This is a genomic window from Comamonas sp. wu1-DMT, from assembly GCF_040187805.1.
GTDB classification, from domain to species: domain Bacteria; phylum Pseudomonadota; class Gammaproteobacteria; order Burkholderiales; family Burkholderiaceae_C; genus Comamonas; species Comamonas thiooxydans.
This window is the reverse complement of the sequence record NZ_JBANEM010000003.1, coordinates 223540-249741: the sequence shown is the minus strand read 5'-3', so window position 1 is coordinate 249741 and position 26202 is coordinate 223540. Positions and strand designations below refer to the sequence as shown.

Here is a 26202-nt window from a genome sequence, read left to right as displayed (position 1 = left end):
CCGGTCGATAGGCCGATAGTGGATGGAAAGTTTTAGGAGAAAAGAATGAGAGTTTCGGCTTCGGTCAAGAAAATCTGCCGTAACTGCAAGATCATCCGCCGCAAAGGTGTTGTGCGCGTGATCTGCACTGACCAGCGCCACAAGCAGCGCCAAGGTTGATTGAAAGCATTAGAGGACTAATATGGCACGTATTGCTGGCATTAACATCCCGCCGCACAAGCATGCTGAAATCGGCCTGACTGCCATCTATGGCATCGGTCGCACTACAGCTCGCAAGATCTGCGAAGCATGCGGTATCGAGTATTCCAAGAAGGTCAAGGACCTGACGGACGCTGATCTGGAAAAGATCCGTGACTTCCTGAATCCCATGACTCTGGAAGGTGATCTGCGTCGCGAAACCACGATGAACATCAAGCGCTTGATGGACATCGGTTGCTACCGCGGTTTCCGTCATCGTCGCGGCCTGCCCATGCGCGGTCAACGTACCCGCACAAACGCCCGTACTCGCAAGGGTCCGCGCAAGGGTGCTGCGGCTCTGAAGAAATAAGAGATTGAAAGATCATTATGGCTAAGTCTCCCGCAAACAACGCAGCTGCTCGCGTTCGCAAGAAGGTCCGTAAGAATATTTCTGACGGCATCGCGCACGTGCACGCTTCGTTCAACAACACGATCATCACCATCACCGACCGTCAAGGCAACGCTCTGTCGTGGGCTTCGTCGGGTGGCCAGGGCTTCAAGGGTTCGCGTAAGTCGACTCCCTTTGCTGCTCAGGTTGCTTCGGAAGTGGCCGGTCGTGCTGCTATCGAACAGGGCATCAAGAACCTGGAAGTCGAAATCAAGGGTCCCGGTCCTGGCCGTGAATCCTCGGTTCGCGCCCTGGGTGCTCTGGGTATCCGTATCACTTCCATCTCGGACGTGACTCCGGTTCCCCACAACGGCTGCCGCCCTCAAAAGCGTCGTCGTATCTAATTTTTTATCAAGCCCACCGCCGCCCAGGTGCATTTGCATCGCGGGCGGCTCCCGTGTTTGCGCACGGTAGATGACACAAAGGAAATCAAGTGGCACGCTATATTGGCCCTAAGGCAAAACTCTCCCGCCGCGAAGGCACCGATCTGTTCCTGAAGAGCGCACGTCGCTCCATCGCAGACAAGGCAAAGTTCGACACCAAGCCTGGTCAGCATGGCCGCACTTCCGGTCAGCGCACTTCCGACTACGGTCTGCAACTGCGCGAAAAGCAGAAGGTCAAGCGCATGTACGGCGTGCTGGAGAAGCAATTCCGCCGCTACTTCGAAGCTGCTGACCGCAAGCGTGGCAACACTGGTGCCAACCTGCTGTCGCTGCTGGAATCGCGTCTGGACAACGTCGTGTACCGCATGGGCTTCGGCTCCACTCGCGCTGAAGCACGTCAGCTGGTGTCGCACAAGGCTATCACTGTGAACGGCCAGTCCGTGAACATTCCTTCTTTCTCCGTGAAGGAAGGCGACGTGGTTGCCCTGCGTGAAAAGTCCAAGAAGCAAGCTCGCGTGGTCGAGGCTCTGCAACTGGCTGCTCAAGTGGGCTTCCCCGCATGGGTTGAAGTGTCTGCTGACAAGGCAGAAGGTACTTTCAAGAAGTCTCCTGACCGCGATGAATTCGCAGCTGACATCAACGAATCCCTGATCGTTGAGTTGTACTCGCGTTAATCTTTAGCAGCGACATTTCTGTAAACCGTCCCCACGGCGCGAGGCATCGCGCCGTGGGTGCTTCACCAGCCTTACCGGTGTAACGAGCCGAGGGTATTGAGAGGAAGTCTGCATGCAAACGAATTTGCTGAAGCCCAAGACAATCAATGTCGAGCAACTTGGTCACAACCGTGCCAAGGTTGTTCTGGAGCCGTTTGAGCGTGGCTACGGTCATACGCTGGGCAATGCCCTGCGCCGTGTTCTGCTCTCCTCCATGGTGGGTTACGCAGCGACGGAAGTGACGATTGCTGGGGTGCTGCATGAGTACTCCTCCATCGACGGTGTCCAGGAAGATGTGACCAACATCCTGCTGAACCTCAAGGGTGTGGTGTTCAAGCTGCACAATCGTGACGAAGTCACCCTGAGCCTGCGCAAGGATGGCGAAGGTGTTGTCACTGCCCGTGACATTCAGACCCCCCACGACGTAGAAATCGTCAACCCTGATCATGTGATCGCCCATCTGTCGCAAGGCGGCAAGCTGGACATGCAGATCAAGGTGGAAAAGGGCCGCGGCTATGTGCCCGGCAACGTGCGCCGCTACGGTGACGAATCGACCAAGTCGATCGGCCGTATCGTGCTCGACGCTTCGTTCTCGCCCGTCAAGCGCGTGAGCTACGCTGTCGAATCCGCACGTGTGGAACAGCGTACCGATCTGGACAAGCTGGTTCTGGAAATCGAAACCAACGGTGCCATCACCGCTGAAGACGCAGTGCGTGCATCCGCCAAGATCCTGGTGGAGCAGCTGGCAGTGTTTGCCCAGCTCGACGGTGGCGATATCGCCAGCGTGTTCGACGCTCCTGCCGGTGGCCGCGGCGCTGCCACGTCGTTCGATCCCATTCTGCTGCGTCCTGTGGACGAGCTCGAGCTCACCGTGCGTTCTGCCAACTGCCTCAAGGCGGAGAACATCTACTACATCGGTGACCTCATTCAGCGTACCGAAAACGAGCTGCTCAAGACTCCCAACCTGGGTCGCAAGTCGCTCAACGAGATCAAGGAAGTTCTGGCTTCCCGCGGTCTGACTCTGGGCATGAAGCTTGAAAACTGGCCACCCGCTGGCCTGGAAAAGCGTTAATTGCTACAATAGAGGACTTTGCTGGAGTTGATCCGGCAAAGTCCAAGTGCCTCGGGCAGTACCTGATACGGCTGCCTGATTTAATTTAGAAAAGATCTCCGGATAAAAACGGGGAGCAAAGGAAAAGCACCATGCGTCACGGCAACGGCCTCCGCAAACTGAACCGCACTTCTGCACACCGCAAGGCAATGCTGCAGAACATGATGAACTCGCTGATCGAGCACGAAGCAATCAAGACCACGGTCCCCAAGGCCAAGGAACTGCGTCGCGTCATCGAGCCCATGATCACTCTGGCCAAGGTTGATACCGTGGCTAACCGTCGTCTGGCTTTCGACCGCCTGCGCGACCGCGACAGCGTGACCAAGCTGTTCAACGTGCTGGGTCCCCGCAACGCTCAGCGTCCCGGTGGCTACACACGTATCCTGAAGATGGGCTTCCGCGTGGGCGACAACGCTCCCATGGCCTATGTGGAACTGGTTGAGCGCGCTGAAGAAGCCGCTGCAGCAGCTGAATAAGCCAGGGCAGGCTGCAAAGCCTGCTATAATTTGGAAATACCGCGCGATGGAGCAGTCTGGTAGCTCGTTGGGCTCATAACCCAAAGGTCGGAGGTTCAAATCCTTCTCGCGCAACCAAATTGAAAAGGTCACGACAATGTCGTGACCTTTTTTTTTGTCCATTTTCCATTGAAGGGCGGCAGCGCTGGTATCAGCTCGTCATACCTCCCGACGCTGTGCCCGAGCGCCGGCTCAGATGCTCGCGCACCCGGCTGGCAATCACCTGAGCGATTTCCGGGCTCAGTACCTCGCTGATATGAAGTACCTCGGTGTAGTGCAGATAGAGCAGGCCGCGCAAGGTCCTGAATGCCGTCTCATGTTCGGCACCGCAGATGCCGGCATCGTTGGCCAGCACGCGTTCGACGGCACCGGGCTCAAGCAGCCGGATCTTGCAGATAGCAGCCTGATGCAGTATCGCTAGATCTATTTCTTCAAGGCGGCTTTCCCATTCATCGGGCAGGAATCGGTTCGCTGGCATTTAGAGTGTCTCTCCTGCTGAATCCATGGGCATGTGCCCAATGCTTGAATACTGACATGTACGAGGTCTTGCCATTGGTTTTGCTTCTGCAAGTCTTGCCGTCGATCAAACTTTGGCAACGTAAAAGTCGGCCTGGAGTCGAAGCCATGCGGCACTGCATCATGATGCCAGTCTGTGACCCGAGCGCCAATGTCCGTCGGGGACTCCTGGCTTTTGCTGAGCTGAGGTATGGTGTCTCGATGCGCTGCAGGTAAAGAAAAGGACTTCTATGTTCGAGAAGATCGTCTCGATGTTCCGTTACTTCAAATCGGCCGTTCCGTTTCGGGTCGTGCCTGCACTGATTTCCACCCTGGTGCTGACCGGTCTGCTGCTGACGCCGGTACCTGCGGGACTGGACAGCAAGGCCTGGCAACTGGTGGCCATCTTTCTGACGACCATCGTGGCGATCATCCTCAAGGTCATGCCCATAGGCGTGATGGCATTGATGGCGATTGTCATCGTGTCGCTGTCCCAGGTCACCTCCAGTTCGTCCAAAGGTGCGATCACGGATGCGCTGAGCAGCTTTGCGAATCCTCTGATCTGGCTGATCGTGGTGGCGGTTCTGATATCGCGCGGTCTCAAGAAGACGGGGCTCGGCAACCGCATCGGATTGCTGTTCATTGCGCTGATGGGCAAGCGCACCATAGGCATAGGTTACGGACTCGCGATCTGCGAGCTGGTACTGGCCCCGTTCACGCCCAGCAACACGGCACGCGGTGGCGGCATCGTGCATCCGATCATGAAGTCCATCGCCAATGCCTTTGAATCGGATCCGGCCAAGGGAACGCAAGGCAAGGTCGGGACCTATCTGGCGCTGGTCAACTACCATTCCAATCCGATCACCTCGGCGATGTTCCTGACCGCGACGGCGCCCAATCCGCTGGTCGTGGACCTGGTGGCCAAGGCCACGGGTCAGTCCCTGCACCTGAGCTGGACAAGTTGGGCTCTGTACATGCTGCTGCCAGGGCTGCTGTGTCTGCTGTTGATGCCGCTGGCGATCTATCTGTTGTCGCCACCCGAACTCAAGGCCACACCCAATGCCGTGGAGTACGCGCGCGCCGAGATGGCAGGCATGGGCCCGCTGTCAGGCAAGGAGCGCGTGATGCTCGGCACCTTCGGCGTGATGCTGTTGCTATGGGCGAATGTGCCGCAAATGCTGTTCGGCCCGGCGTTCACGCTGGACCCGACCGTGGTGGCTTTTCTCGGTTTGTTCGCCCTGATCATCACGGGGACCATCGATTGGGATGATGTGCTGTCCGAGAAAAGCGCCTGGGACACCCTGATCTGGTTCGGTGCCTTGGTCATGCTGGCCGAGCAGCTCAACAAGCTCGGTGTGGTCGCCTGGTTTGCCGAGGGTTTGAAGAGCGCCATCGTCGCCAGCGGCCTGGACTGGCTGCCCGTGGCCGCCATTCTGGTGGGCGTTTTCGTCTTCTCGCACTATCTGTTTGCCAGCACCACGGCCCATATCAGCGCCATGATGCTGGCCTTTCTGACCGTGGGCGCGCAACTGATCCCGGCTGACTACGTCGTCCCCTTCATGCTGATGATGACGGCCGGTTCGGCCATCATGATGACGCTGACGCACTACGCGACCGGCACTTCACCCATCATCTTCGGCAGCGGCTATGTGACTCTAGGTGTCTGGTGGCGCGTGGGGGCTGTGATGTGCGTGCTGGAGTTGCTGATCTTCGCTGTCGTCGGCAGCGCCTGGTGGAAGTTGCTGGGGCTGTGGTGAGCCGCGCTGTCAGCTGCTCGTGCGCAGGGGCTCGCCCAGAGACAGCATGAGCCGGTTGGCCCAGTTGAAGAAGGCAGTGCCCTGCAGCGCATCGGAGATGGCCGCGTCATCCAGGCCGGCGGCGCGCAGCGCATCGATATGACTGGACTCCAGTGCGGGCGGCGTCTGCGTCAAGGCCACGGCGGCGGCGACGATGGCGTTCCAGCGCGGGCCCAGGTCGGTGCCCGGACCTTCATCGAGCAGGCGCTGCACATCGGCGGCGCGTTGCGAGAAACGCGTGGCAAAGCGCGCATGTACCGAAGCGCAGTAGATGCAGCCATTGGTGCGTGAGGTTGCAGCTGCTGCCAGTTCGCGCTCGGCGCGCGGCAGGCCGGCGTCGGGGTTGTAGAAGATGTCCTTGTCGGTGCGCGTGCGTGCTCCCAGCGTGTCGGGGTCGCGCGCCAGCAGCCGGAAATAGGGTGAACGCGCGCGCGCCGCGTCCACCAGGCCTGCATGGTGGCGCTCGCTCAGCTCGCTCTCCTGCAGCGGAGCTATCCATGGCTGCCAGTCGAGCTGTTCCTGGGTGAAGACCTGGGGGGAGGTGTTGTGCGTGGTGCTCATGGCTGGGCTTGCAGGGCGAGGGTGGAAGATGCCGTGGTGACTGCAGCTCGTGCGCCAAGCACGCGCAGCCCCGCCACAAGGCGGATCTGGAAGGACAGGAAAGAGGCGAGCTGGGACAGGATGACGATATCGGTCTCGCTCCAGCCGGCCTGCTGCAGCGCCAGCAAGGCCTGGGCACTCGCATCGCGTGGGTGGTAGGCCAGCAGATGGGCATGGGCCAGCGCGGCGCTCAGGCGCGGGCCCAGCAAAGCCGCATGGGCCGGGTCCACGGCGTAGTTGGGGCCGCTCTGGTCCTCGCGGCTCAAGGGGCCGGCCGGATAGATCCCGTAGGGACCGTGCGGGCCGCTGCCGGGCTGCAGGCTGGCAGCGCGCCCGCGCACCACTTCCGAGCTCACGGCATCGGCCAGATCGGCATCCTCGCCCGCCAGGGCGCGTGTATAGAAGGCCGTGCTGCGAGGCTCGCCATGTAGGCCTGCCGTGAAGGCGGCCAGCGTCAGGCGCTCGCGCAGCGAGACGGTTCCTGCAACCGGCTCGGCGGGGGTGAACAGCGCGGCAAAGCTTTGCTGGGCCTGGGTGCGTGCCTCGCTACGGTGGCGGCGGACCTGATCGAGCGTGCTGCCGGCAGCGATATCGGCGAGATGGTCGATCACATCTTCGGGAAAGCGGGTCTGTGCGGTGTTGCTCATGGTCATGCGGCTTGAAGCAGTTCGGTCCGGACTGGGGGTTGTGAAGCGCCGGCGGGGGCCTCGCTGCGGCGCCAGCCCAGAGCCGGCGCCACGACGGCTGCCGTCAGCTCGATGGAGCGCAGAATGGCCTGGTGCGGCGGGTCGATGGAGTGGACCTGGAACACGATTTCGCTGGCTTGCGCCAGCGCCGTGTCGGCGCGCAGCGAGGCGATCACCTCCTCGGGCGTGCCCACATGCACGTCGTAGGCTTCAATGAGCTGCTGCAGCGGCGCCTGCGGATCGACGCGCGTTGCCCATTGCGTGGAGGAGGTTGAGGCCAGGGCCGCATGGCGCTGGGCCGCGCGGCGCAGACCGGCTTCGGCCCATTCCAGTGCCTGGGCGCGCTGGTCGGAAACCAGCAGGGTGCGCGAAGCCAGGATGCGCGGTGCGCGTCCTGCGGGCAGGGCCGCGAGATAGGCTTCGATGATGGGGTTCTGTATCTCGGACAGCGTGGCCCGGGGGCGGCCTTCGGGTCGGGGCTGTGTGCGCGAGAGCATCAGGCCGTCCCTGTTGGCACCAGCGCGTGCCCCGCCTTCGACCGAGAACGTGGCCTGCCAGACGCGCTCCAGCAGATGCGGGGCTGCGGGGTACAGACGCACGCCGCCTGCCAGCTCGCGCCCGGCCCAGGCATCCCTCAGCACGGCGAAGTTGCGCGCAAAGACCGCGCCGCGCTCGCTGCCTGTGACGCCGAAGGCCTCGAAGGACTCCGCCGTGCCGCCCGTGCCAAGGCCCACCTCGAGGCGGCCGTCCGAGAGCAGGTCCAGCACGGCCGCATCCTCGGCCACGCGCAGCGCGTTTTCCAGCGGCAGCGTGACCACGCCCGTGCCCAGGCGGATGCGCCGCGTGTGTGCCGCCACATGCGCGAGAAAGACAAGGGGCGAGGGCAGGCCGCCCTCGCTTTCGTGGAAATGATGCTGGGCGATCCAGGCCGAGTCGAAGCCCTGGGCTTCGGCATGGGCGATCTGCTCGGTGACCAGGCGGTAGCGTTCGCCGGCCGGTACCTCATCGAGCAGGCGGCTGAAGAAGCCCAGGCGTGGGGCAGGGCGCACGCGAGCAAGAGTGTCAGGCGGGGTGGGGGACAAAATCAATGCTCCTTTTGCCGGGAATGGCGTCCATGAGTTCGCGCGTGTAGTCGCTGGTGGGGCGCAGGAACACGTCCTCGACGCTGCCCGCGTCCACCACCTTGCCTGCGCGCAGCACCGACACCGTGTCGGCGATCTGGCGCACCACGGCAAGGTCGTGCGAGATGAAGAGATAGCTCAGGCCGAGGTCCTGCTGCAGCTGCGCGAGCAGGGCGAGGATCTGGGCCTGCACGGTCACGTCCAGGGCCGAAACGGCCTCGTCCAGCACCACCACCTCCGGTTGCAGCACCAGGGCGCGTGCAATCGCCACGCGCTGGCGCTGGCCGCCCGAGAGCGCATGCGGGCGCCGTTCGAGCACGGCGGCAGGCAGGCCCACGCGCTCGAGCATGTCAAGCACGCGCTGGCGGCGCTCCTGGGGCGGCAGCGGCTCGAAGTTGAGCAGCGGCTCCTCGATGATGTCGAAGACACGCTGGCGCGGGTCCAGCGAGCTGAACGGGTTCTGGTAGACCAGCTGGACCTTGCGCCGCAGCTGGCGCAGGGCCTCGCCGCGCAGGCCCGTGAGTTCGGCGCCGGCGATGCGGATGCGACCCGATGTAGGGCGTGCCAGGCCCACGATGTCGCGTATGGTCGTGGTCTTGCCCGAGCCCGACTCGCCGACGATGGCATGCGTGGAGCCCCGGCGCAGGCGCAGCGACACGCCGTCCACGGCGCGGAAAATGCCGCGCCCCTGGCTGGGGGCATGGAAGTCGTGAACCAGGTCCTCGACCTCGATGGCCCAGTCCTCGGTGGCAATCGCCGTCTCAGGCGGTGTGCGACGGGGGGCGGGCGTGAGCGAAGGTGCGTCCGACAGCAAGCGGCGCGTATAGGCGCTTTGCGGATGGCGCAGAAGCTCCAGTGTCGGGCCTTGTTCCTGGATGCGACCGCCCTGCATGACGATGAGGCGATGCGCGCGGTCGGCCGCCACGCCCAGGTCGTGGGTGACCAGCAGCACGGCGGTGCCGGTTTCGCGGCGCAGCTCGTCGATCAGATCCAGGATGCGCCGCTGCACCGTGACATCCAGCGCGCTGGTGGGCTCGTCGGCGATGATCAGCGCAGGCCGCAGCGCGATGGCGATGGCGATCAGCACACGCTGGCGCATGCCGCCCGACAGCTCGTGCGGATACTGGCGCGCCCGCAGGGCGGGCTGGGACAGGCCCACGCGGGTCAGCAGGTCGATCACGCGCGCCTCGATGGCAGAGCGGTCGCGCAGGCCGTGAATGCGCAGGATTTCGCCGACCTGGTCGCCCACGGTGCGCACGGGGTTCAGCGAGGTGGTCGGGTCCTGGGGCACCAGGCTGAGCACGCGGCCGCGGATGCTGTTCCAGCGCGCGGCGCTCCAGTCCGAGACCTCGGTGCCTTGCAGCCGGATGCTGCCTTGCTCGCGGCGCCCGTTGTCGGCGAGCAGGCCAATCACGGCCTGGGCCGTGGTGGTCTTGCCCGAGCCCGATTCGCCGACCAGGGCCACGACTTCGCCGGGCGCCACGGAAAACGACAGGCCGTGGACCACGCGCTGTTCCTGGCCGCTGTGGTCGCGGTAGGCGATGACCAGGTCCTGGACTTCGAGCAGCGGGGCGGCGGCTGCGGCAGGGATTGCCGTGGCGGGGCGGTCTTGCAGCAGGGTGCTCATGCCGGCCTCCGCGCGAAGGAGGCTCCGATGCGGTTGGCGGCCAGAACCACGGCCACCACGACCAGGCCCGGCGCCGTGGTCAGCCACCAGGCGGTGGCGATATAGTTGCGCCCTTCGGCGATCAGCAGGCCCCATTCGGGCGTGGGCGGCGGCGCGCCGTAGCCCAGAAAGCCCAGCGTGGAAATCGACAGGATGGCCGAGCCGAACTGCAGAGCGGCCAGGGCCACCACCGAGGTCAGCGAATTGGGCAGCACATGGCGCCACAGCACGGCCGCAAAGCGTCCGCCGCTGCCGAAGGCAGCCTCCACATAGTCCGAGCGGCGCACGCGTACCACCTCGGAGCGCACCAGGCGCGCGAAGCCGGCCACGGATGCCGCCCCCACGGCGATGGCTGCATTGATGGTGCCAAAGCCCAGCAAGATGATGATGGTCAGCGACAGCAGCAGCGAGGGCACGGCCAGAAGCACGTCGATGAGGCGCATCAGCGCGTCATCGACGCGGCCGCCCGCTGCACCGGCCAGCAGGCCGATCAGCGTGCCCGCCACCAGGCCCACGGCCACGGCCACGAAAGCGCCCGACAAGGAGTGCACCGAGCCATGCACCACGCGGGCCCAGAGATCACGCCCCAGCGCATCCGTGCCCAGCCAGTGCGCGAGGCCGGGCTCCAGCAGTTGCTGGCCGGCCTGGCCGACGACGGGATTTTGATGCGCAAACCAGCCCGGAACCAGGGCCCACAGCGCGGCCGTGGCAATCACCAGCAAGGCCAGGGCCAGCGTGGGCGACAGGCGTCTGAGCCTTTGCAGATCGATCAGGATGGGGCGCAGGCTTTTTGCGGCCGGTGCCGGCGGGGGCGCCAGCCTGGGCGCTGCGGTCGAGGCGACGCCGGATGCCAGTGGCTTGGGAATGGCGGTCGAGACGGCGGTGTTCATGCCCGGTTCTCCACAGAATGACGCAAACGAGGATCGAGCAGCGGGTAGAGCAGGTCCACGGCGAGGTTGATGAGCACGAAGGCGGCGGCCGAGACCACGACCACGGCCTGGAGCACGGCCGTGTCCTGGTTGCCCACGGCCTGCTGGGTCAGCGTGCCCAGGCCGTTGAGGCCGAACACGGCCTCGGTGACCACGGCGCCGGCCAGCAGCTCGCCGAACAGCACGCCGGCAATCGTCAAGGTCGGCAGCAAGGCATTGCGCGCCACATGGTGCAGCAGCACCCAGGCGCGAGAAGCGCCCATGGCGCGCGCCACGGCCACAAAGGGCTGGGCCAGCACGTTGTCGATATTGCGCAGCAGGATCTGGGCCAGCGGCGCCGAAATCGGGACGGCCAGCGTCAGCGTGGGCAGGACCAGGCCTTCCCAGGGGCCGGGATTGATGACGGGAATCCAGCCCAGACGGAAGGACAGCACCTGGATCAGCATGATGCCCAGCCAGAAAACGGGCACGGAGACAAAGACCGAGGGCAGGGCTTGCAGGGCATTGCGCAGCCAGGCCAGAGGCGCGAGGCTGGCCGCAGCCGCCAGAGCGATGGCCAGCAGCGCCGCCGTGGAAAAGCCCAGGGCCGCGAGGCGCAGCGTGGGCGGCAGACTGGTGGCCAGGCCCTGGCTCACGGGCACGCCGGCCTGCAGCGAGTAGCCGAAATGGCCCGTGAGGAACTGAGCCAGCGTATGCAGGTATTGCTGCCAGACGGGCTGGTCGGCGCCATAGGCGGCGCGGATGTCGGCGATTTCCTGCGGGCCCAGGCCCAGCTCGGGGTTCAGGAACTTGATCAGCACGGCATCGCCCGGCAGCAACTGCAGCAGGATGAAAGAGGCCGTGAAGGCCGCCCACAGCACCAGGGCGGCCTGTGCGATGCGGCCAAGCAGATAGCGGCGTGGCATGGGTGCGCCTCCTTGATCGGTGCGCAATCAGCGCTTGGCCAGCCAGGTGCTGTAGAAGCTGGGACGGCCCACGGCCTCGAAGCCCACCTCGCGCACCCAGGTCGCACCCGCGAAGGCCTGGGGCTCCTCGAAGATCGGGATTGCGTAGGCCTGGTCGATCAGATAGTTCTGCACCTCGCCGGTCAGCGCGAGGCGCCGGTTGGCATCGGTCTCGGCCGCGATGGCATCGAACAGGCGGTTGAGCTTGCCGTCCTCGAAGGACTTGACCTTCTGGCTCACACCGCCTTTTTGCAGCAGCACATTGCGGTTGCTCGGGTAGTAATTGCTCTTGATCACGTCAGGATCGGCGCGGCCCACCATGCCCGGCAGCACGCCTGTCTTGTCGGGGTCCAGCGTGTCCACCGTGCGGCTGCCCGAGTCTCCGGCCAGCACATTGAGCTTGATACCCAGCCTGGCCCATTGCTGGGCCACGAGCTGCAGGGTTTCCTTGTTCTGTGGCTGGGGCAGGGATTCGTAGGTCGAGAGCACGAAGTCCTGGCCGTTCTTCTGGCGCAGGCCGTTGGCGCCCAGGCTCCAGCCGGCTTCGTCGAGCAATTGCTTTGCCCTGGCCTCGTCAAAGACCAGCTTGGCCGACAGGTCCACATAGCCGGCTGCCGTGGAGGCGATCACCGAACGTGCCTGCGGGTAGCGCGGCGAGAACAGGGTTTCGACGATCTCCTTGGTATTGGTGCCATGCAACAGGGCCTGGCGCACCTTGAGGTCGGCCACGAGGGCGTTGTCGGGACGGATGGCGATGCTGTTGTTCACACCGCGCGTGGACGGCGCGTAGATGCTGAACTTCTGTTGCTCCACGCGCTTTTCGTCATAGGCCTGGACCTGGCGGATGAAGCCGGCCTGACCGGCCAGCAGTGCGCCTATGCGCACGCTGTCCTCGGGCGTGACGATGAACTTGACTTCATCCAGGCGTGCTCGGCCCTGGTGGGCCAGCTTGGCCGGGCCCCAGCGGTAGTCCTTGCGCGCCTTGAGCACCAGTTCCTTGCCCAGGGTCTCGCTGGCCACCACGAAGGGGCCCGAACCTATGATGCGCGTGGCATCGCCAAGCTCCTCGAAGGGACGATCCAGCGTGGCCGGCGAGACCAGGCCCGAGCCGATCACCGAAGTGCCCTGGAGAAAGCCCGGCGAGGGCTTTTTGAAGAAGAACTTCACGGTCAGCGGATCGACGACTTCGCTGCGCTCGTAATTGTTGATGACCTCGGAAACCGGTTGCTTGAGCGCCTTGTTGCCCAGGCCGTAGGTGTCGAAGTTGCGCGCCACGGCGGCCGCGTCCAGCGGCGATCCGTCCGAGAAGCTCACGCCGGAGCGCAGCTTGAAGCTGTACTCGGTGGCGTCGGCGTTCACGGTCCAGGACTCGGCGATCCAGGGCTGGATCTCCAGTGTCTCGGGGTCCTGGTAGGTCAGCTTGTCCGTGATCTGGTTGAGCACGCCGCCGTTGGGATAAAAGCCCCCGGCAGGCGGATAGAGATTGGTATGTGCCTGCTGCTCGAGATAGACCAGGGTGCCGCCCTGGACCGGTTCCGCCGATGCGCCGGCCTGGGCCGTGCCGGATTGCCTGGAGCAGCCGGCCAGCAGCATGCTGCCCGTCAGTACCGCCACCGCGGCCCATAGGGCGCGGCGTTGGGCCGGCTTGTTCACCGGCTGTTTTATCGATGGATCCGTCTGCGAAGGGAAAAACACGTTCATACCTCGTCGCCACATGGCGTTGAAAACTCAGGTTCCGGACGCATCGCCGCAGCAACCGACCGGATTCATGGTTCTCATGCTATCGACGCCAAATATTCATGTTCATATATTAAGTAGCATCGTTATACGAAAAACAACTAAACAGTGAGAGGCCGCATATTTGCAAAGCGCATAAGCGCAGACGAATTCCTTTGTTGGCCCGGCGCGCCGCTCTCACAACAATGGCCTGGCATTCCTCTATCGAAAGCCCGCTCATGAGCCATCTCAACGAATATCTTTCCGAAAAACGCGCGGCCGTGCTGGCGCGCAGCGCCGCCATCGAGGCGGGCACGGCCCAGGCCACCAGGCTCAAGGCCAGCGTGCGTGCCGAGGGGCGCAGCGGCGTGCGTCGTCTGCGCATCCGCGAACACCAGGTCATCAGCGACAGCCCGCTCGACTTCGCAGGCTACAACCTCGGCCCGAGCTCGCCCGAGCTGCAACTGGGCGTGCTGGGCACCTGCGTGACCCATATCTTTCTGATCCAGGCGGCCGAGCGCCAGGTGCCGCTGGAGAGCCTCGAAGTCGAGGTCACGGGCGTCATAGACCCGCGCGGCGGCAAGCCCGGCCATGAGGCGACGCCGATCTGGCCGCACGATATCGGCTACACCGTGCATATCGATTCGCCAGCCAGCCGTGCCGAGATCGATGCGCTGTTCGAGGCCGTGGAGCGAAGCTGCCCCATCCTCAAGCTGCTGCGCAACCCCCAGTCCATCCGCGCCGAGGTGCGCCATACCGACTCCAGCGCGCCCGAGCGCCTGGCGGCCTGAGAACCTTTTGGAAAGACTTTTGCATGAGCCTGCCACTCGACCATATCGTCATCGCGGTCCAGGATCTGGAGCGCACGATTGCCGACTACCAGTCCCTGGGCTTCAACGTGCTGCGCGGCGGCGAGCACCCGGGCCGCTCCACGCACAATGCCCTGGTGGTGTTTGCCGACGGCGTCTATTTCGAACTCATTGCCTGGCGTGCGCCCGCGCCCGAGGAACGCTGGTGGCAGCAGTTGCAGCAGCACGGTGAGGGCCTGGTCGACTTTGCGCTGCTGCCCTCCGAGACCGGCGCCGTGGTGGCGGCGGCCCAGGCGCGCGGCCTGGACTATGAAGCGCCTTATGAGGGCGGACGTCTGCGTCCCGATGGAGAGCAGCTGCGCTGGCGCAATGCACGCGCCCACAGCCAGGATCTGCCGTTTCTGTGCGGCGACCTGACGCCGCGTGCCTTGCGGGTGCCCGAAGGCCAGGCCCGGGTGCATCCCAATGGCGTGACCGGCGTGGCGCGCCTGGAAGTGGCGGTGAAGGACCTGCGGGCCAGCCTGGCGCGCTGGCGGGCCTTGCTCGGCGAAGGCGTGGATGTCGGCGCGCTGCGGGTCTCGGCCGACGGCAGCACGCAGCAGGTATCGCTGGGTCTGGGCACCACCGAGCTGGTGCTGGCGGCACCCGTACAGGCTGCAGGCCTCCTGGCCCAAAGACTGGCCACTCGCGGCGAAGGACCTTATGCGGTCGTGCTGTCGGTGCCGCAGCAGGCGGTAGCAGAGGGACTGGACGAAGTTGCCACCCACGGGGTGCGCATTGAACTGGCACTGCATTCCGGCAGCGAGCTGGAAACCGCCGCCGCCTAGGCCCAATAACAGGGGCGCTAGAATAGCGCCCCCGCTGACACCCATGCCCACTTCGGTGGGCGTTTTCGTTGCGGCCGCGTCAGCCTTTGCGGGCCGGCGCGGTGCAGCGCCGCCTTTCATGACCACAGCTCTCACGTCTGCCACTCTGGGCATCGATTTCGGAACCTCCAACTCTGCTGCTGCCTATCGCCTGCCTGGCAAGACCGCAACTTTGCTGCCTCTGGAAGGAGCGGCCACGGGCATGCCCACGGCGCTGTTCTTCAATACCGAAGAACACAGCACGCATTTCGGCCGCGATGCCATGCAGCAGTATCTGGCAGGCGAGGAAGGGCGCCTGATGCGCTCCCTCAAGAGCCTGCTGGGCAGCAGCCTGTTGCTGGAAAAGACCGCGGTGCACGAGCAGCTCGTCAGCTATCAGGACATCATCGCGATCTTTCTCAAGCGCGTGGCCGATCAGGCGCGTCAAGCGCTGGACGGTCGTCTGCCCGAGCGTGTGGTGCTGGGGCGTCCCGTGCATTTTGTCGACGAACACCCGGAGCGAGACCGTCAGGCGCAGGATGCCCTGGCCGCTGCGGCGCGCGCTGCTGGCCTGGGCGAAGTCAGCTTTCAGCTGGAGCCGATTGCGGCGGCGCTGGATTACGAGCAGCGCCTGAGCGAGGAGCAGTTGGTGCTGGTGGTCGATATCGGCGGCGGCACCTCGGACTTCACGGTGGTGCGTCTCGGTCCGCAACAGGCCGGGCATGCCGACCGCACCCAGGACATTCTGGCCACCACCGGCGTGCATATCGGAGGCACGGATTTCGACCATCGCCTCAACGTGGCCCAGGTCATGCCGCTGCTGGGCTACAAGCACATCGGCCCCAGCGGGCGCGAGGTGCCCAGCAGCGTGTTCTTCGATCTCTCCACCTGGCATCTGATCCAGTGGCTGTACACAGCCAAGGCCCTGGCTGCGGCGCGCGCTCTCAAGAGCGATTACAGCGATCAGCAGCTGCACCAGCGCCTGATGAAGGTGCTGGATTGGCGTGAAGGCCATAGGCTGGCCGATGCGGTGGAGCAGGCCAAGATTGCGGCTTCGCAAAGCCATGCGGCCTCGGCCATAGCGCTGGACTGGCTGGAGCAAGACCTGCCGGCGGCCATCTCCCCGGAGGTTCTGCAGGAGCAGTTGCAGGCCTTGCTGCTGCAGGTCGTCGAATGTGCGCAGGACTGTGTGCGCCAGGCCGGCGTGGCAGCGCCAGACGCCATCTATCTGACCGGCGGCTCGTCGGCCCTACGTACCCTGCGCGATGCGCTGCGCGTCGCTTTCCCCGATGTGCCGCAGGTCGAAGGCGACCTGTTTGGTGGCGTGGCAACCGGTCTGGCCTACGCTTGAGTCGCAACCAGGCTTCCCCAAACGGGGGCTGCGGGGCAGCCCTTGCCAGGCGTCTCCGGTTTGTACCGCGCCCGGTTGACCTACCTATTCCTCTTCGGCGGCCCGCTTGAGTTCCAGCGCCCGGTCGTAGAGCGTGTTGCGGCTGGCCCCAGTGATTTCGGCGGCCAGCTTCACGGCCGTCTTGGTCGGCAACTCGGCCAGCAGCAGCTTGAGCACGCGCTCGGCCTCGCCCGACTCCTGCTGCACCGCCACGGGGTGCAGCACGATGGCGAACTCGCCCTTGACACGTTGTGGCGAGGCCTGCAGCCAGGCTGCCAGCTCGTGGGCCGGCATGCTGGCGATGTCTTCAAACTGCTTGGTGATCTCGCGCGCCAGCGTGACGCGACGCTCGCCCAGCAGGGCCAGAGCCTGGGCCAGCTCGATGATGCGGTGCGGGGCTTCCAGCAGCACGGTGCAACGCGGCTGGTCGGCCAGCTTCTGCACGGCGGCCAGTCGTTCGGCATTCTTGGTGGGCAGGAAGCCGGCAAACACAAAACCGCTTTCGCCCTGTGCTGGAGTGACGGCGCCGGCCACGCTGATGGCCGATGTCACGCTGCTGGCGCCGGGTAGCGGAATGCTGCGCAGACCCACGGTCTGCAGCGCCGCGCACAGGCGCGCGCCCGGGTCGCTGACACCGGGAGTGCCTGCATCGCTGACATAGGCGATGCGCTGGCCTTGCTGCAGGCGCTCGATCACCTGCCGGGCGGCTTCTGCCTCGTTGTGCTGGTGCACGGCCAGCAACTGGCTGCCGGGTCGGTCCAGCCCATAGCTGCGCAGCAGGCCCTGGGTGTGGCGCGTGTCCTCGCAGGCGATGCAGTCCACGATCTGCAGCACATGCAGCGAGCGCAGGCTGATATCGGCCAGATTGCCAATCGGCGTCGCCACCACATACAGGGCTCCCTGCGGATAATGCTGGGAAGCGGCCGCGTCATGTGCGGCAGTCAGTGCAGAGGCGAAAGAGGTAGTCAATGGATTTCCTTGGAAAGGGATGTTGGAGTTGTCCCGGATTGTTCCGAAAAGTACTTTTTAAGCCTTCTTGTCTCTGTGGTGGTGTCTGGATAGCGTCTTGGGTTATCTCTGATGGTCCATGGACATACCAACAAATTGTTGGTATTTTTGTTGGCATCTGGAAACTCCAGCATTTGAGATACCAACAAAATGCCCTTGACCGACACCTTTGTGCGAACGGCAAAAGCCGACCCCAGTAAGCCCACAGGCGTAAAGCACTCTGATGGCTATGGACTGTACCTGCACGTCAAAGAGGTCGGGAAGTACTGGCGTATGGCCTACAGGTTCGCTGGGAAGCAGAAGACCCTGGCCATTGGCACCTATCCGGCCGTAACTCTGGCCCAGGCCAGAAAGCGCCGAGATGAAGCACGGGCAGAGTTGGCCGACGGGATAGACCCCAGTCAGGCCAAGCGTGAAGCTAAGGCGGCAGAGGTTGCCAAGGCGCACAGCACTTTCGAGAAGCTGGCCATGCTGTGGTTGGATAAGACAGCCAACGAGCGCAAGCCCAGGACGCAGACAAAGCTGTCGGATTGGATGCGCAAAGATATTCTGCCCTTCATTGGGCATATGCCAATAGAGGCCATCCGACCACGCGATGTGCTAGCTGTGGTGCGGAAGATGGAGGCCCGTGGCGCTATCGACAGCGCCCGTAGGCTGGGGCAGATATGCGGGCAGGTGTTTCGTTTCGCCGTGGCAGCGGGCCTGGCAGAGCGCGACGTTACCGTCGACCTCAAAGGTGCCTATGCCAAGGCAGAGAGGGGGCACCACGGAGCCATCACCGAGCCGGTGAAGCTGGGCGCACTGCTACGTGACCTGGATGTGTATGTGGGGCACCCGTACTGCACAACTGCCATGCGACTGGCTCCGCATGTCTTTCTGCGCCCTGGCGAGCTGCGTGCGGGGGAGTGGGCAGAAGTTGACCTTGATAAGGCAGAGTGGCGTATCTCCGCAGAGCGCATGAAGATGGCAAACGACCACATCGTGCCGTTGTCCACTCAGGCCGTTTCTATGCTGCGCGACATGCAGAAGATAACGGGAGGAGGGCGCTACATCTTCCCCAGCATTCGCAGCAAAAACATGCCCATGTCTGCTAACACCATCAATGCCGCATTGAGGGCCATGGGCTACGACTACGACACCCAGACAGCTCACGGTTTCCGGGCCACGGCCAGAACAATCATGGATGAGGTGTTGGGCGAGCGCGTGGACCTGATAGAGCACCAACTGGCCCACACGGTGAAAGATGCCAACGGTCGAGCCTACAACCGCACGGCCCACCTGCCAGCGCGCCGGGAGATGATGCAGCGGTGGAGCGATTACCTGGACCAGCTCAAGCGCGGCGCCGAGATATTCCATTTCAAACAGGCGTGAGCTCCACTCGGCTTATATGGGAAGACCAAAGCAAGGCATGTCGGCCATGCAGCGTGGATACTCTGCGTCCGTCCTTGGAGCGCATCAAGGCGTGAAGGGCTGGAGCAAATTGGGGTGCAGTTCGACAGCGCCAGCAAACTTGGTGCATTGAGAGTTGTCGAAGGCCGAAAATTAATACGTACGCGACTTCTATTTTTGAGTGCTACAGGTGCTACAGGTGCTACAGCAATGATTTATAAGGAATAAAGGCGTAGCACCATCATTTTTCTTGGTGCTACACGTGCTACAAAAAAGCCGCTGAACGGTATTCACCAAGGGAGGCATCTATGGTTGCTGGCGCAATCCTCATCGCGTCTGCATTTGTGTGGCTGGTGGCTATCGTGCTTGGACTGACCATCTTTGCCGCGCTCCTGCCGCTGGTGCTGAAGCTCCTGAAATGGGGCGCTATTGCAGTCGTAGTAATTGGTGGTGGCCTGTATCTCTCAAGTTCTGCGATTGAAGGGCTGGGCCTCAATTTGCGAGACATTGGTAACTTCATCGCGGTATCTATATCTGTTCTAGTGACTTGTGCCGTGCTGTGGGTCATCAGCAAAGGGCTCTTAGACCTATGGCGTGATAGGCGTGTTGACTATGCTCAGCAAGAATCGCGACGTAGAAAGGCACTTGGATACGACGAGTAGGACAATAATTGTTGTTAGCACCAGCTAGGCCCGCGAACCGAAAAGCGGGACACCCTGCCCGCCTGCTGGTGCACCTCTATCAGGGATGCATCACGGGTATGCGCCAGACCACTAGCAGCCGCAAGGCCATATTTATCCCCCATTCTGTAGATGTAATGTCCTTGGATGAACTGGCCAGCAGGCTGGCAAGTGCCATCCATGCTTCAGATGGAGGAATTCAGCCGAAGGGGGGGGACCTCAGACGCTGAGTCTGATGCGGTCTGGTATGTACATCAAAAGGCCACGGACATATTCCGCAAGGGGCTGATGCAAGCATGTGAAATTGGTCAGCTGGTGGCGCGTGACCCCGTCGCCCACATGCGATGCCATCCAGACACCAAGGGCGCAATGTTGTTGGTGGATGACGCTATGCACTACCTGGCTGAGTCTGGTGCAAGTGTGCGTATCACCCGAACCCCCGAAACAATTGCATTCGTCGGACTCCATCCTGATGCGCTGGTGCCACTAGATGAAATCCCGCCTCTTGTCGCAACTGCTATGCATGACCCTGAGACGGATAGCGAGCGGCACGGTTTGCAGCGTGCAATGACGGAGAAAAGTATTAATGACGCCACATCGATGGGGATGCTCGCCATGTGTGACGCACGAACGCGACAGCCATTGTCGGAGCGAACTTCTGGCGCTTGCGTGACGGCCAGTGATTTATGCAAGTTCTTTGAAGGCGCTTGTAAAAAAGGAGACGCCTCTGCACCAGTCACGCTGCCTGAACCAGTGACCTGGAACGGCTATATCTATCAGCCACCCCCACCATTGACCGAAGATGAAGTCGAAACTGCGAGGGTAGAGGTTGAAGCAATGCAGGCGGCAGAAGAACGACGACAAGCACGCAAGCAAGAGGCTGAACGAGAGCACGCGCAGCGCAATTGGTGGGGTGTTTCCTCTAGCTACATCGTGTCTGTGATGCAAGAGCACCAGTGCACGACTGCAAAGAACCTGTTCTACAAGCTGGAAGAGTTGGCCGGAGAGTCATCACCGTTCAAACGTGGTGAGGGGGCAAATCGAGGCGCGCTGGTAGTCAAGGCATTGGCCCAAACTGTTTCCCTCAAAACATTTCAGAACCGCTGGAAAGAAATCAAAGAAGCAGCCCTTGGTTGACTCTGAACGCGCTCCCTGAGTTCCCACAGTTCCCACAGTTCCCGGGGAAGCCAGCAGGGAACACAGGGAATGAACAGTTCACTCCATCGCATCACGCAAGATGAAAGGAGTGAACAATGCGACACGCAGGACAAACACAATCAGCCCGCCCCAAAGATGGGGCAGCCATGTTGGGCGTAGGTATCTCCACCTTCTGGCGTTGGTCTAAAGAGCGCCCTGGCTTTCCAAAACCTCGCAAGCTGTCCAGCCGCTGCACCGTCTTTGACGTGGCCGAGTTGATGGCCTGGCGTGACGCGCAGGTAAAGGGGTAAGGCATGCAGAAAAAAGAAAGCGCCCAGCCCCACAAAAATGCAGAACTGAGCGCCGGTAGCAAGCGCATTCTCACATACCCCAGCCAAAAAAGCAGCGCCTGCGCAGAAGTTTTGGCCCACTTGTTGGCCGGAGAGGTTTTGACGGCTGCCGATACCTTAGACGATGCCAGCACCATGCGTGCTGCTGCCCACGTGCATTACCTCAGCAACCGCTACGGCTGGCCTATTGCTGCCGAGACTCGCGCAACCGGCTGTGCTGACGGCCGCATGGCGCTGGTTGCCGCATACCGCCTGCCTGCTGATTGCATCCATGAAGCCCGCGCTGCTGGCGCTGGTGAATGGTGTGCTGAGGTTCACAAGGCTCGCAAAGCTCTTCGCGCTAAAGCCCAAGAGGTCTATCGTCTTGCTGCTGCAATTAACGGAGCACGAGGGTATCCGGAGCACTGTGTTGGGAATGAAAAGGGGGGCGCGTAATGCATATCCTCTTCCATTCGCGCTGCGCTTCATGGCAGAATCGCGCTAAGCCGAAAGGCCCGGTGCGTAGAAACACCATTAGCTCAGAGGTTGCAGCCCCCACCTGTAAGCGGGGTTTTGTCATGCCCAAATTCTTGGGATTGGTGCGTCCGCATGCACCAGTTCAGTGGTTACGGGGCATGGCGGGGGCTACCCGTAAGGATGTCCGCACGGCTGAGCTCGTGTTTCTAACCGCCATGCTCCACCAGCTGCGCGTAGAAACGCAAATGGTGGTTCTTTTGACTCGCTCAGGAGCCAACAAGACCATGTCTACCACCACGGCCATCCGCGCCGCTGCATCCACGCCCGCCTTGGGCACCCCTGACCCTATCCAACTGCATGCCGACGCGCATAACGCGCTGTCCATGGCCGTGTTCTACCTGCGCCAGCCGGCAGCCAATGTCCCTGGCGCGCGCCGCAAAGCCATTCAAGCTCTGACCGCCTTGCGCGGCCTGTCGCTGGCGCTGGAGGGCTGAGCCATATGACTACCACCAGCATCACCTTTCAGATTGACGCTGACAAGTTGCCAGGCATCAACGACAGTTATCTGGCGCAGCTGTGGCATATCGCACAGGCTAACCCTGCCGAATTTGGCGACGTAACGGCCTGCGACTTTGCTGAGCGCGTAGGCCGCGAGATTGTGCGTCGCTGGCTAGCTGCCACTCCTCCTGAACTGTGGCACCACCAAGGCCGCCACGCTGCATCGCGCACCACATCCTCAATCCACCCAGAGGGTTAAATCATGAATGCTTATCACAACGCTGTCCCGATGGCAGTGCGGGCAGAGCTTTGCCCAAAAAATGCCGAGTCGGAAATTACACCGCTGGAATTCACACGTGTTGGTGAGTCTTGGCGCGGCGATGCAGTTACCAACACCCAAGCAGAGCTACTTATTTCGGAATTGCGTGAGTGGCTTGTTCAGTTCTCTGCGCCTGAGGCATTTGCCTTACTGGATGCTGTGCGTGACTTTGAGCGGCTGTTCACTCGAGTTTGGACCGAGATAGACGAAGCGCTACAGCTGCTGCAAATGGCCAATCGAGAGCAAGACCCAGAGCGCTCAGCTCAGTGCCGCGCTGTGGCTATGACGTACTTACATCGCTGGCAAGACCGCGGCGGTCGTGTCGGCAATGTGAAGTGAGGTGATGTCATGAAACAAGCAAATCAGATGGCAAAAATCCAGTGGATGCCCTGCCTGTTGCTGCAAGGCAAGCCGCTTCCAGATGGCATCACTACGAGCTACCCAGAGCGCCTGCCTGGCTTCTATGACACATCCTCCCAGGCCATGGCCGCCGCGGAGACAGCCATTTACCAGCGACCAGATGCCATCGGCTACACCGCCAAGCGCGTGGAGGTGCTTGCATGATTGCAGGCTACTTTGCCCAAGCCATCGAGGCTGCAGGTTTGGTTGCTCCTGCCACTATCCAAGCAGACGGCCAGCTCCACCGCTTCAGCGCTACAGGTAAGCGCGGCGATTCAGCTGGCTGGTATGTGCTGCATGACGATGGCCTGCCCGCGGGCGTGTTTGGCTGCTGGCGCACCGGTCTGACCGAGACATGGTGCAGCAAGGCAGAAAGCACTTTGACCCAGGCAGAGCGCGACACCATGCGCTTGCGAGTGCAGGAGGCCAAGCGGCAGAGGGATGTAACGTTACAGCAGCGTTACCGTGAAACGCAGGTAACAGTTGCAGCACGGTGGGAGGCTGCCATCGCCACGGCCCAGCACCCATACTTGGTTGCCAAAGGCATCCAGTCTTTCGGCCTGCGAGCTGAGGGTTCCATGCTGCTGGTGCCCATGCGCGACACCAGCGGCACGTTGCACAGTCTGCAGACCATTAGCGCAGCAGGTGAAAAGCGCTTCATGGCCGGAGGGCGTGTGCATGGCTGCTATCACAGCGTGGGCCGTCCTGATGGTGCCATTGTGGTGTGCGAGGGCATGGCCACAGCGCACAGCGTCCACGCCGCCACCGGACTGGCCGTGGCCGCTGCATTCAGCGCCAGCAACCTGGCACCTGTTGCTCAGGCTCTGCGCCGCAAGTTCCCGGTCTTGCCCATCATCATGGCGGCCGACGACGACCACGCTACCGAAGGCAATCCTGGGCTGACTTCCGCCCATGCTGCTGCATTGGCCGTTGGCGGGTTGGTTTCTATACCTAGTTTCCCGGCTGGCCGGCCTCGCAAGGCCACCGACTTTAACGACCTGTTTTCACTGGCGGGTGCTAGCGCTGTGTGCGAGTGCTTTGCCGAAGTATTGGAGGGCTTGCCATATGCGCATTCGTGAGCGCGACCTGGTCGCCGTGGCCACCGCAGCCATTGCTTGGAACCGCGCCCGTCTGGTGCGCATAGCCACTGCCAAGCGGGTGCTGCCGTGGCTCCACCCACAGCACAAGTCAACAGGCGACGCCCTGCGCTACAGCCGAAAGGCCGAAGCCAAAGCACTGGCTGCACTGCGCAAAGCCTGCGCCAGTGCTGACCCCGCAGCCATCACCATTGACGCCGAGCTGCGGTATGAGGGAAATCTGGAGGGCCTGCCCTATGACGTTTGAAACCCCGGGCACCATTGATGCCATGGACGCTGGCCCAGTCGTAGATGCACCCAGCGCCAGCGCATACAACCCTATCCCCGGCGAGCAGGAGCGCCCGCGTTACGTGGTGCTGGACGATGAGTACACCGCCAGCGACGGCAGCAAGTACCGCGCTGGGGTCTGGCACTTCGGTCTCAAGCCCAGCAAGGGCGACAACCCGCCCACGCTGGTGCAGCAGTGGATTTGCAGCCCTCTGCATGTGGACGCTGTGACACACGACAGCGCAGGGGCTAACTTTGGCCGCCTGCTGCGCTTTCGCAATACGCTGGGTAAGTGGAAGACCTGGGCCATGCCGATGGAGATGCTGCGCGGCGACACCAGCGACCTGCGCGGCGTGCTGCTCTCCATGGGGGTGCACCTCGACCCCAGCAACGCAGGCCGCAACACGCTGGCCACCTATCTGCAAAGCCAGGTGCCCGCCCGCAAGATGGAAGCGGTCATGCAAACCGGCTGGGCTGGCGGCCAGTTCAAAGCCTTTGCCCTGCCGGATACCGTCATTGGCCCACAAGCTGGGAAAGTTACGTTTCAAGCACAGTCCCTGCATTCGGATGAGTACAGCCAACGCGGCACGCTGGAAGGCTGGCGCCGGAGCATTGCGGCTCCGGCCGTGGGCAATCCTGTGCTGGTGTTGGGCTTGTGCACCGCCTTTGCTGGCCCAGTGCTGGCGCTGGTGGGCGCAGAGTCGGGCGGTGTGCACTTGATTGGCGACAGCTCCACCGGCAAGACCACGGCCCTGCAGGGTGCCTGCAGCGTGATGGGAGGCGACAGCTACCGCCGCAGCTGGAGAGCCACGGCCAACGGCCTGGAGGCCAGCGCCAGCCTATTCAACGACAGCATGCTGGCCTTGGACGAAATCAGCGAGTGCGACCCGCGCGACGTGGGCGAAGTGGTCTACATGCTGGGTAACGGACGAGGCAAGCAGCGCGCAGGGCGAACAGGTGGTGCACGGGCTGTGACACGCTGGCGCACCTCTGTGCTTTCGACCGGAGAGCGCAGCATAGCCACCAGCATGGCCGATGCCGGCCAGCGGGTGAAAGCCGGCCAGGCCGTGCGCCTGCTGGACATTCCTGTGCAGCGTATCCACGGTGCGTGGGACAACCTGCACGGCCACCCCAACGGCCCAGCATTCTCCGACGCCATCAAGCGCGCCAGCCGCCAGCAGTACGGCACTGCAGGTCGGGCATTCCTGGAGAAGCTCAGCCGCGACACCACGGACATGGTGCAGAACCTAGAGGCCATTAAGGCGCAACTGCTGGCCGGCGTAGACAGCGGTGATGGGCAGCCGGCACGCGCCGCCGCACGCCTGGCAGTACTGGCGCTCGCCGGCGAACTGGCCACCGCCTACGGCATCACTGGTTGGGATGAGGGCGAGGCCACCAGCGCTGCAGAGGTGGGCTTTGCGGCCTGGTTAGCGCAGCGCGGCGAGGTGTCCGGCAATGCAGAGCAAGACCAGGTAGTGCAGGCTGTACTGAGCTTTGTGGAGCGCCACGGGGACAGCCGGTTTTCCGATGCCGCAGGACCTTACGACGACCGCACTCAGTCCGCGGTTCGCGACCGTGCGGGCTGGTGGGAAGGGGCTGGGGAAGGGGTGCAATTCCTCTTTACTAAAGATGGCATGCGTGAGGCCCTGAAAGGCTTTGACTTCTCCCGCGCGCTTAAGGTGCTCCAGCATGCGGGTGTGCTGAGCCCTGGTGTCGATGGAAAGAGCACCCGACAGAAACGCATTCACAGCCGCAATGTCAGGGTGTATGTGGTGCAGCCTGAAAAGGCCTATTCCGCACAGGAGGGCACAGCATGATGGACGGACTCATTGCCGGAAAGCTGCACGGCCAACCAGAGCAGCGCATGGGGCGCAATGACAAGCCCTTTGTCATCGCTAAGGTGCGCGCGGCAAGCGCCAGTGGGGAGGTGCTCTTTGCCAACTGCATTGCCTTTGCACCAGATGCTATTGCAGCACTGCTGGCGCTGGGCGATGGGGACAGCATTGCCCTTGCTGGTGAACTCACGCCAAAGGCCTGGGTCGACCGCAACGGAGAGGCTCGCGCAGGCCTTGATGTTGTGGTTCATGCGGTGGTGACACCGTACCACGTGACGCGAAAACGCAATGCTATGCACCAGGACGGGGGTTAAGTGGCAGAACAAGACGATGCCGTGGCAGTCGTTGGTGGAGTTGAGGTTTTGCCTCCTGCTACCCCTCGGCTGCGGATACCACCACGTAGCGCAGATGATGGGCGCCGCG

32 protein-coding genes and 1 tRNA gene are annotated in these 26202 nt (G+C 62.8%); 24 read left to right on the top strand and 9 right to left on the bottom strand.

Translation table 11 applies throughout. The annotated features are described in order from the left end of the window. The first annotated feature begins 45 nt into the window (after positions 1-45). The 7 genes from rpmJ (at position 46) to V8Z78_RS07085 (ending at position 3425) form a co-directional block, all read left to right on the top strand. Entirely contained in the window at positions 46-159 is a 114-nt protein-coding gene (gene rpmJ, locus V8Z78_RS07115; protein ID WP_003050535.1) for a 50S ribosomal protein L36, read from the top strand. Between the two features lie 22 nt (positions 160-181). Next, entirely contained in the window at positions 182-547 is a 366-nt protein-coding gene (gene rpsM / locus V8Z78_RS07110) for a 30S ribosomal protein S13 (RefSeq protein WP_003068424.1), read from the top strand. A gap of 17 nt (positions 548-564) precedes the next feature. Continuing rightward, positions 565-969, top strand: coding sequence for a 30S ribosomal protein S11 (gene rpsK / locus V8Z78_RS07105; protein ID WP_003050538.1), 405 nt, complete (start codon positions 565-567; stop codon positions 967-969). Between the two features lie 89 nt (positions 970-1058). Continuing rightward, positions 1059-1682, top strand: a complete 624-nt coding sequence (gene rpsD / locus V8Z78_RS07100) for a 30S ribosomal protein S4 (protein ID WP_003068426.1) — start codon at positions 1059-1061, stop codon at positions 1680-1682. 112 nt (positions 1683-1794) lie between these two features. Beyond that, entirely contained in the window at positions 1795-2793 is a 999-nt protein-coding gene (locus V8Z78_RS07095) for a DNA-directed RNA polymerase subunit alpha (protein ID WP_003050542.1), read from the top strand. Positions 2794-2924: 131 nt separating this feature from the next. Then, positions 2925-3308, top strand: coding sequence for a 50S ribosomal protein L17 (gene rplQ, locus V8Z78_RS07090; protein ID WP_003050544.1), 384 nt, complete (start codon positions 2925-2927; stop codon positions 3306-3308). 40 nt (positions 3309-3348) lie between these two features. Further along, a tRNA-Met gene (locus V8Z78_RS07085) sits at positions 3349-3425 on the top strand. 73 nt (positions 3426-3498) lie between these two features. Here V8Z78_RS07085 and V8Z78_RS07080 read toward each other — a convergent pair. Beyond that, on the bottom strand, positions 3499-3825 hold the full coding sequence (locus V8Z78_RS07080; RefSeq protein ID WP_046461629.1) for a hypothetical protein: 327 nt from the start codon (positions 3823-3825) through the stop codon (positions 3499-3501). 268 nt (positions 3826-4093) lie between these two features. On the opposite strand from V8Z78_RS07080, the gene V8Z78_RS07075 reads away from it, so the two are divergent. Beyond that, positions 4094-5599 (top strand): DASS family sodium-coupled anion symporter, encoded by a 1506-nt coding sequence (locus V8Z78_RS07075; RefSeq protein ID WP_349731156.1) that lies wholly within the window; start codon positions 4094-4096, stop codon positions 5597-5599. Positions 5600-5608: 9 nt separating this feature from the next. Here V8Z78_RS07075 and V8Z78_RS07070 read toward each other — a convergent pair whose 3' ends face one another. Genes V8Z78_RS07070 through V8Z78_RS07040 form a run of 7 tightly spaced genes read right to left on the bottom strand, consistent with a single transcriptional unit; the run spans position 5609 to position 13285 of the window. Beyond that, on the bottom strand, positions 5609-6199 hold the full coding sequence (locus V8Z78_RS07070) for an alkylhydroperoxidase domain protein (protein ID WP_057093828.1): 591 nt from the start codon (positions 6197-6199) through the stop codon (positions 5609-5611). Further along, a complete protein-coding gene (locus V8Z78_RS07065) occupies positions 6196-6891 on the bottom strand; it encodes a CMD domain protein (protein WP_003068434.1) in 696 nt (231 codons plus the stop codon). Before V8Z78_RS07065 ends, V8Z78_RS07070 begins: the two co-directional genes overlap by 4 nt. Further along, positions 6888-8006: a putative FMN-dependent luciferase-like monooxygenase gene (locus V8Z78_RS07060; protein WP_057093826.1), complete on the bottom strand. Its 1119-nt coding sequence runs from the start codon at positions 8004-8006 to the stop codon at positions 6888-6890. The genes V8Z78_RS07065 and V8Z78_RS07060 overlap by 4 nt, the downstream gene beginning before the upstream one ends. Next, a complete protein-coding gene (locus V8Z78_RS07055) occupies positions 7987-9672 on the bottom strand; it encodes a dipeptide ABC transporter ATP-binding protein (protein WP_349731155.1) in 1686 nt (561 codons plus the stop codon). Before V8Z78_RS07055 ends, V8Z78_RS07060 begins: the two co-directional genes overlap by 20 nt. Further along, the gene (locus V8Z78_RS07050) at positions 9669-10601 is read right to left on the bottom strand and encodes an ABC transporter permease (RefSeq protein WP_349731154.1); all 933 of its coding nucleotides are present in this window, start codon (positions 10599-10601) and stop codon (positions 9669-9671) included. Before V8Z78_RS07050 ends, V8Z78_RS07055 begins: the two co-directional genes overlap by 4 nt. After that, positions 10598-11545, bottom strand: coding sequence for an ABC transporter permease (locus V8Z78_RS07045; protein WP_349731153.1), 948 nt, complete (start codon positions 11543-11545; stop codon positions 10598-10600). The genes V8Z78_RS07050 and V8Z78_RS07045 overlap by 4 nt, the downstream gene beginning before the upstream one ends. Before the next feature lie 27 nt (positions 11546-11572). Beyond that, entirely contained in the window at positions 11573-13285 is a 1713-nt protein-coding gene (locus V8Z78_RS07040; RefSeq protein ID WP_349731152.1) for a TIGR04028 family ABC transporter substrate-binding protein, read from the bottom strand. A 254-nt stretch (positions 13286-13539) separates the two neighbouring features. Here V8Z78_RS07040 and V8Z78_RS07035 point away from each other — a divergent pair, with 254 nt between their 5' ends. The 3 genes from V8Z78_RS07035 to V8Z78_RS07025 all read left to right on the top strand — a co-directional run bounded on the left by V8Z78_RS07035 (position 13540) and on the right by V8Z78_RS07025 (position 16305). Then, on the top strand, positions 13540-14091 hold the full coding sequence (locus tag V8Z78_RS07035) for an OsmC family protein (RefSeq protein WP_502878836.1): 552 nt from the start codon (positions 13540-13542) through the stop codon (positions 14089-14091). 23 nt (positions 14092-14114) lie between these two features. After that, positions 14115-14936, top strand: a complete 822-nt coding sequence (locus tag V8Z78_RS07030) for a VOC family protein (RefSeq protein ID WP_148747959.1) — start codon at positions 14115-14117, stop codon at positions 14934-14936. A 118-nt stretch (positions 14937-15054) separates the two neighbouring features. Continuing rightward, the gene (locus V8Z78_RS07025) at positions 15055-16305 is read left to right on the top strand and encodes an Hsp70 family protein (protein WP_057094816.1); all 1251 of its coding nucleotides are present in this window, start codon (positions 15055-15057) and stop codon (positions 16303-16305) included. Between the two features lie 84 nt (positions 16306-16389). Here the strand turns inward: V8Z78_RS07025 and rsmI are convergent, their stop codons facing one another. Beyond that, entirely contained in the window at positions 16390-17313 is a 924-nt protein-coding gene (rsmI, locus tag V8Z78_RS07020) for a 16S rRNA (cytidine(1402)-2'-O)-methyltransferase (protein WP_279091634.1), read from the bottom strand. 189 nt (positions 17314-17502) lie between these two features. On the opposite strand from rsmI, the gene V8Z78_RS07015 reads away from it, so the two are divergent. The 13 genes from V8Z78_RS07015 to V8Z78_RS06955 all read left to right on the top strand — a co-directional run bounded on the left by V8Z78_RS07015 (position 17503) and on the right by V8Z78_RS06955 (position 26093). Beyond that, positions 17503-18723 (top strand): tyrosine-type recombinase/integrase, encoded by a 1221-nt coding sequence (locus tag V8Z78_RS07015; protein WP_349731150.1) that lies wholly within the window; start codon positions 17503-17505, stop codon positions 18721-18723. A 326-nt stretch (positions 18724-19049) separates the two neighbouring features. Further along, on the top strand, positions 19050-19403 hold the full coding sequence (locus V8Z78_RS07010; protein WP_349731149.1) for a hypothetical protein: 354 nt from the start codon (positions 19050-19052) through the stop codon (positions 19401-19403). Positions 19404-19601: 198 nt separating this feature from the next. Then, complete coding sequence (locus V8Z78_RS07005; protein WP_349731148.1) at positions 19602-20558, top strand: hypothetical protein; 957 nt, start codon at positions 19602-19604, stop codon at positions 20556-20558. A gap of 116 nt (positions 20559-20674) precedes the next feature. Then, positions 20675-20869, top strand: coding sequence for a helix-turn-helix transcriptional regulator (locus V8Z78_RS07000; RefSeq protein WP_349731147.1), 195 nt, complete (start codon positions 20675-20677; stop codon positions 20867-20869). A gap of 3 nt (positions 20870-20872) precedes the next feature. Next, positions 20873-21343 (top strand): hypothetical protein, encoded by a 471-nt coding sequence (locus V8Z78_RS06995; RefSeq protein ID WP_349731146.1) that lies wholly within the window; start codon positions 20873-20875, stop codon positions 21341-21343. Positions 21344-21648: 305 nt separating this feature from the next. Then, positions 21649-21858: a hypothetical protein gene (locus V8Z78_RS06990; RefSeq protein WP_349731145.1), complete on the top strand. Its 210-nt coding sequence runs from the start codon at positions 21649-21651 to the stop codon at positions 21856-21858. Between the two features lie 5 nt (positions 21859-21863). Next, a complete protein-coding gene (locus V8Z78_RS06985) occupies positions 21864-22121 on the top strand; it encodes a hypothetical protein (RefSeq protein ID WP_349731144.1) in 258 nt (85 codons plus the stop codon). A 3-nt stretch (positions 22122-22124) separates the two neighbouring features. Then, on the top strand, positions 22125-22520 hold the full coding sequence (locus tag V8Z78_RS06980; protein WP_349731143.1) for a hypothetical protein: 396 nt from the start codon (positions 22125-22127) through the stop codon (positions 22518-22520). Between the two features lie 9 nt (positions 22521-22529). After that, positions 22530-22745, top strand: a complete 216-nt coding sequence (locus V8Z78_RS06975; RefSeq protein ID WP_349731142.1) for a hypothetical protein — start codon at positions 22530-22532, stop codon at positions 22743-22745. Beyond that, entirely contained in the window at positions 22742-23659 is a 918-nt protein-coding gene (locus V8Z78_RS06970; RefSeq protein WP_349731141.1) for a toprim domain-containing protein, read from the top strand. Before V8Z78_RS06975 ends, V8Z78_RS06970 begins: the two co-directional genes overlap by 4 nt. After that, complete coding sequence (locus V8Z78_RS06965) at positions 23646-23924, top strand: hypothetical protein (protein WP_349731140.1); 279 nt, start codon at positions 23646-23648, stop codon at positions 23922-23924. The genes V8Z78_RS06970 and V8Z78_RS06965 overlap by 14 nt, the downstream gene beginning before the upstream one ends. Further along, positions 23914-25761: a DUF927 domain-containing protein gene (locus V8Z78_RS06960; protein ID WP_349731139.1), complete on the top strand. Its 1848-nt coding sequence runs from the start codon at positions 23914-23916 to the stop codon at positions 25759-25761. The genes V8Z78_RS06965 and V8Z78_RS06960 overlap by 11 nt, the downstream gene beginning before the upstream one ends. Then, positions 25758-26093 (top strand): single stranded DNA-binding domain-containing protein, encoded by a 336-nt coding sequence (locus V8Z78_RS06955; RefSeq protein WP_349731138.1) that lies wholly within the window; start codon positions 25758-25760, stop codon positions 26091-26093. Before V8Z78_RS06960 ends, V8Z78_RS06955 begins: the two co-directional genes overlap by 4 nt. The last annotated feature ends 109 nt before the right edge of the window (positions 26094-26202 follow it).